Annotated in this window: 2 protein-coding genes; both read left to right on the top strand. The window is 46.4% G+C overall.

All coding sequences use genetic code 11. The annotated features are described in order from the left end of the window. Positions 1 to 2231, top strand: a 2231-nt coding sequence (locus tag LC574_RS24600) for a non-ribosomal peptide synthetase (RefSeq protein WP_229456172.1), incomplete at its 5' end; no start/stop codon positions are given. A gap of 63 nt (positions 2232 to 2294) precedes the next feature. Continuing rightward, on the top strand, positions 2295 to 5276 hold the full coding sequence (locus LC574_RS24605; RefSeq protein WP_306422153.1) for a type I polyketide synthase: 2982 nt from the start codon (positions 2295 to 2297) through the stop codon (positions 5274 to 5276). Positions 5277 to 5392 lie beyond the last annotated feature (116 nt).

Raw genomic sequence — 5392 nt, forward strand, 5'->3', positions numbered from 1 at the left:
CAGACTTAGAATTCATAACGTCTGAAAAGTATTTACAGCAAATCCAATCAGAATTCAGGAGTCAGAATTCAGGAGTCAAGAGTTATTACTCTCCCCCTGCTTCCCCTGCTTCCCCTACTCCCTCATCTCCAAAGTATGAGGTAATCTATCTCGATAGAGATTGGGAATTGATCGCTCAGTGCAGCACAGAAAATACTGAATGTCAAGGAAGTCTGGCAAATTTAGCATATTTGATTTACACCTCTGGTTCCACGGGCAGACCAAAAGGGGTGATGGTGGAAATGCGATCGCTTGTCAACATTATCACAGCAGTGAAGGAACGGTTATCAATTACCGCTAGCGATCGTCTTTTGGCAAGCACGACAATCGCCTTTGATATAGCCGCCTTAGAACTGTTTTTACCTCTAATTGCAGGCGCTCAACTCATCCTCACTCGCCAAACCGCCCTAATTGACCCCAGCCAATTAACAGCCGCTATCAAACAACATGAAATCACCGTCATGCAAGCTACCCCTGCAACTTGGCGGTTACTTTTAACTAGTGGTTGGCAAGGGAAAGCAGACTTAAAAATTCTCTGCGGTGGAGAAGCATTAGATAACTCTCTGGCTACACAACTTTTATCATCAAGTCAAGAGGTCTGGAACCTCTACGGGCCAACAGAAACCACCATTTGGTCAGCCATGCAAAAACTCAGTAATGACGAGTCAGTTACCATTGGTCGTCCCATTGCTAATACTCAATTTTACGTCCTCGATGACCATTTGCAACCAGTTCCCGTGGGTGTAGCCGGAGAACTTTACATTGGTGGTGTGGGAGTAGCACGGGGTTATTGGCAACGACCAGATTTAACCGCAGAAAGGTTTGTGGCGAATCCGTTGATTAGGGAGTGGGGAGTGGGGAGTGGGGAGTGGGGGGCAGGGGGAGAGGAGTGGAGTATCAAAGACTCGCCAGCGAGTATCAAAGACTCATTCACGAGTATCAAAGACTCGCCAGCGAGTATCAAAGACTCATTCACGAGTATTAAAGACTCGCCAGCGAGTATCAAAGACTCATTCACGAGTATCAAAGACTCGTCGGCGAGTATAAAAGACTCGTCAGCGAGTATCAAAGACTCGTTCACGAGTATAAAAGACTCGTCGGCGAGTATCAAAGACTCGTCGGCGAGTATCAAAGACTCGTCAGCGAGTATTAAAGACTCATCCCCAATACCCCATGCCCAATACCCAATGCCCAATGCCCCATGCCCAATGCCCAATGCCCCATGCCCAATGCCCAATGCCCCATGCCCAATGCCCCATGCCCAATGCCCCATGCCCAATGCCCTATACAAAACAGGCGATCGCGTTCGTTATCTCCCAGATGGTAATTTAGAATACTTGGGTAGATTAGATAACCAAGTGAAAATTCGGGGTTATCGCATTGAGTTGGGAGAGATTGAAGCGGTACTCAATCAACATCCAGAAGTGGCGCAGGCTGTAGTAAGTATGCAAGAAGATGAACCAGGAGAGCGTCGTTTAGTGGCGTATATTGTCCACAATACACCCCTCCCCAACCCTCCCCTTATTAAGGGGAGGGAGCTAGAACCCCTCCCCAACCCTCCCCTTATTAAGGGGAGGGAGCTAGAACCCCTCCCTAACCCTCCCCTTGTTAAGGGGAGGGAGCTAGAACCCCTCCCTAACCCTCCCCAAGGCATTGGGAGGGTGCGCGTTAGCGCGGGTGGGGTTACAATACGTTCCTTTTTGGCAACAAAACTACCAGCGTATATGATACCTGCGGTGTTTGTTGTGCTAGAGCAATTACCTCTTACCCCTAATGGTAAAGTGAATCGCCAAGCACTACCCGCACCAAATAACTTGCTCTCACCACTGACGACATCTTTGATTTTACCGCAGACACAAATCGAGCAAAAAATCGCTCATATCTGGCAAGATTTACTTCATATTGACACCATCGGCATCCATGATAATTTCTTTGATTTAGGAGGACATTCCTTACTCATGGTAAGAATGCAAGGACAATTGCGCGATCGCATTCATCAAGATATCCCCCTAGTAGAGTTATTCCGTTATTCCACAATTAGTTCCCTGTCCACCTATTTATCCCAAACCACCACCTCAACCTTACCTGATGGCGAAGTTGAAGAAAGAATTGTCCAATTAGAAACAGGTAAACAGCGACTTCTACAACGCCGCCAACAGCTTGTAGAAAATCAGCAAACTAAACCAAATTAACCCTGTAGTTTCTCTCCTGTGCGCCCTGGAACGTCTGTGCGATTCGTTTCAAAAAACTTATATATGAACAACGGATTAGAAATAGCAATTATCGGTATGGCGGGACAATTTCCCAAAGCCAATGACTTACACCAATTCTGGCAAAATCTCCAGGATGGTGTAGAATCAACGACTCTTTTAACTGATGAGCAATTACAAAAAAGTGGTGTAGCTCCTTCCCTACTGCAACATCCTGACTACGTAAAAGTAGCTGCAACTCTAGAAAATATTGAATGCTTTGATGCCGAATTCTTTGGATTCAGCCCCAGAGAAGCAGAAATTCTCGATCCCCAGCATCGATTATTTTTAGAATGTGCTTGGTCAGCGTTAGAAGATGCTGGATATAATGCCCAAAGTTATGCAGGAGCGATCGCAGTATATGCCGGTTCTGCAATGAACAGCTATCTACTGAATTTGATTTCTCATCCGACGATTCAAGCCAACGTCAATCGCTATCAATTGTTTTTATCCAACGATAAGGATTTTCTTACCACACGGGTTTCTTATAAACTCAATTTACGCGGCCCAAGTGTGGATATTCAAACAGCTTGTTCCACCTCCTTAGTAGCCGTGCATTTGGCGTGTCAGAGCTTGTTGAGTGGAGAGTGTGACATGGCATTGGCGGGGGGTGTATCCTTATCCAGCCCAACGGGTTATTTGTACCAAGAAGGGGGAATTTACTCACAAGATGGGCATTGTCGAGCCTTTGATGCTGATGCTCAAGGAACGATCGCAGGTAGTGGTTTAGGTGTTGTTGTTCTCAAACGCCTTGAAGATGCTCTCCGGGATGGCGATTATATCCATGCTGTAATTAAAGGATCGGCACTGAATAATGATGGTGCTTTGAAAGTCAGCTACACAGCACCGCGAATTGATACCCAAGCAGCCGTCGTTCGAGCGGCTCAAGCGGTGGCACAGGTAAACCCGGAAACCATTACTTACATTGAAACCCACGGTACGGGTACAGCATTGGGCGATCCGATTGAAATTGCAGCTTTAACTCAAGCCTTTCGCTCTCAAACCAATAAAACGGGATACTGTGCGATCGCTTCTGTAAAAACCAACATTGGACATTTAGATGCCGCCGCCGGAATCGCCAGTTTAATCAAAACTGTGTTGGCGCTCAAACACAAACAACTTCCCCCCAGTTTACACTTCCAACGGCCCAATCCCCAAATTGATTTTCCCAAGACTCCTTTTTATGTCAACACCAATTTAGCCCATTGGCAAACCGATCAGACTCCCCGCCGTGCAGGTGTGAGTTCCTTTGGGATTGGTGGGACAAATGCCCATTTGATTCTTGAGGAAGCACCTGTAATCATATCATCCAGTGCTTCTCGTCCCTGGCAGTTGTTAATTTTATCAGCAAAAACCGCCACTGCTTTGAGTGCGATCGCAGATAATTTAGCTAGTCATTTAAAACAACATCCAGAAATAAATCTGGCGGATGTGGCGTATACTTTGCAAGTAGGACGACAGGCTTTTGACCATCGGCAAATGCTATTGTGTCAAACAACAGCAGAAGCAATCCAGATTTTGGATGATGGAGGGCAAATATTAACTCAGGTTGCTCCTAAAGAAAGGCGTGAAATTGCCTTTTTATTTCCAGGACAGGGAAGCCAATATGTCAACATGGGGAAAGAATTATACGCCACAGAGCCAGTATTTCAACAACAAGTAGATTATTGTTGTGAACTACTCCTTCCCCACTTAGGCTTAGATTTGCGAAATCTCCTCTATCCTTCTCCACTCCCCAATGCCCAATGCCCAATGCCCAATGCCCAATCCCCCGCCATATCCCAAACCGCTTATGCTCAACCAGCTTTATTTGTAGTTGAATATGCCCTAGCACAACTGTGGATATCCTGGGGAATTCAACCCCAAGCCATGATTGGTAACAGCATTGGTGAGTATGTTGCTGCAACCTTAGCAGGTGTATTTTCGCTACCAGATGCCTTAAAGTTAGTAGCCATGCGTGGTAAGTTAATGCAGCAATGTCCGCCAGGGGCGATGCTATCAGTGGCAATATCGGCGGATACTTTACAACCTTTATTGTCTAGTGGTTTAGTCATTGCGGCAAATAATGCACCTCAGTTATCTGTGGTATCTGGTACTGAGGTAGAAATTGCTAAGTTAGAACAATATTTAAATACCCAAAACATTACCTACCGCCGCTTGCAGACATCCCATGCTTTCCACTCACCCTTAATGGATGAGATTATCGCACCATTTCTTGATGCTTTCGCAAAAATGAATTTGCGATCGCCCCAAATCCCATTTATTTCCAACGTCACTGGCGACTGGATTACATCTGAGCAAGCAACTAACCCTGATTACTGGGCAACTCACTTACGCCATCCTGTACAATTCGCTAACGGGGTGACAGAACTCCTCAAAGAACCCAACCGAATTTTACTGGAAGTCGGGCCAGGGAAAACACTCACTACTCTAGCCAAGCAACAAACCCACACCCAAACTATACTATCTTCCCTCCGCCATCCCCAGGAAACTCAATCAGATATAGCATTTTTACTCCAAACTTTGGGACAATTATGGTTGGCAGGTGTACCCATTGATTGGTCGGGCTTCTATGCTCACGAACAGCGCCACCGATTGCCATTACCCACCTATTCCTTCCAACGTCAACGTTACTGGATTGACCCACCCACTTTATCAGATACTCTCTCCTTTCCCCCCTTACCAAGGGGGGATGAAAGGGGTGAATATGCTTCTCCCTCTGACTGGTTTTATATACCCACTTGGGAACGGAGTTTATCACGTCCGTTGGTAGATTTAAATGAACAACGGCAGTGTTGGCTGGTGCTAGCAGATAATTATGGCGTAGGGACAGAGATTATTCACACCCTGCAAAACGCTGGACATGATGTAATTATCGTTACTCCTGGTGAAAAATATGAACAACCAGCATACCGCACCTTTACAGTTAATCCTCAAGAGAAACAGGACTTTGTTGATTTACTGGAAGACTTGCAACTGCGCGTATAGTCGATCCACGACGGCGTGCCGCGGCTAGCAAAGCGCTGGACGGGCCAGTTGCGCTCATCGGCGATGCCCTTCAGCTTCATGTTCGGATTAAGCGGCCGCGGCTTGCCGACGCGTTC

This window comes from Nostoc sp. CHAB 5715 (assembly GCF_020829685.1).
Lineage (GTDB): Bacteria > Cyanobacteriota > Cyanobacteriia > Cyanobacteriales > Nostocaceae > Nostoc.

Excerpts from the sequence above, each read along its gene's own strand:
- LC574_RS24605 (WP_306422153.1), top strand. The coding sequence starts at position 2,295 with ATGAACAACGGATTAGAAATAGCAATTATCGGTATGGCGGGACAATTT.